Raw genomic sequence first — 1,083 nt, 5'->3', positions numbered from 1 at the left:
GCCAGTGGTCGGTATCCATTCTGTTTTCAAGCTGCGAAATACCCGTTCCATCGGCGCATTATCCCAGCAATTTCCTCGGCGACTCATGCTCTGGCGCATGCGGTAGCGCCACAGCCGCTGGCGAAATTGGCGGCTGGCGTACTGCGATCCTTGATCCGAGTGAAACAGCAGCCCTTGAGGCTTTCCACGTTGCTCATAAGCCACGTCCAGCGCCTTGATCACCAGCTCTGCATCTGGCTTTTCTGATAACGCCCAGCCCACAACTCGACGCGCATATAGATCCAAGACAACCGCAAGGTAGTGCCATTTACCCTGCGCCCAAATGTAGGTGATGTCACCACACCAGACCTGGTTGGGCGCCTCGACATCAAACTCACGGTTCAAGATGTTCGGGATATCAGGCCGCTCCACCGTCGCTTTTTTGTAGGCGTGTGATCCCGGCTGCTTGCTGACCAGTTCCAGCTCGCGCATCAGGCTGCGTACCTTAAACCGTCCGATTTGCTCACCCTCTTCTTGCATCATCACCATAATGCTGCGGCTGCCCGGCGCACTTCGTCCCCGGGTGAATAGTTCGTTCACTCGACTACGCAGCCTGAGCCGCTCAACGTCCGGGGTTAGCCGTCTGAGACGATGTGCGTAGTAACTCGAACGGGTGACGTCGAACAACTCGCACAAGCAATCAACGGGCTCATGGACGCTTAGCTGATTGATCAGCGCATACGCTCGAGATCTTCCGACATCAAGAGCGCGGTAGCCTTTTTTAGGATCGATTTCTCTCGTTCAAGGCGAGCGATCCGAGCTTCCAATTCCTGGATTTTTTGCTGCTCTGGAGTCAGCGCCTTGCTCTGCGGAGTGATGCCGGTGCGTTCCTGTTGAAGCTGGCCGACCCAACGGCGCAGTACTGATTCACCAACGCCGAGCGAGCGGCTAGCCTCGATGAAACTGTAGTTTTGCTTGAGCACGAGGTCGGCGGCCTCGCGTTTGAATTCAGCGGAAAAGGTACGGCGTTGTTTGGTCATCTGACACCTCGATCTGGCGGGTATTCTCGCCTAAATGGGTGTCCGGTTTCATTAGACCACTACA

General features: G+C 55.8%; 1 pseudogene. It reads right to left on the bottom strand.

The annotated features are described in order from the left end of the window. A pseudogene (locus M5B99_RS29595) lies at window positions 1-1,019 on the bottom strand (IS3 family transposase); the annotation flags it as partial. Window positions 1,020-1,083 lie beyond the last annotated feature (64 nt).

This window comes from Pseudomonas sp. MWU13-2100 (genome assembly GCF_023242365.1).
Classification (GTDB): domain Bacteria; phylum Pseudomonadota; class Gammaproteobacteria; order Pseudomonadales; family Pseudomonadaceae; genus Aquipseudomonas.
Note: the sequence above shows the minus strand (reverse complement) of the source record. Positions and strands in the feature narration are given on the sequence as shown.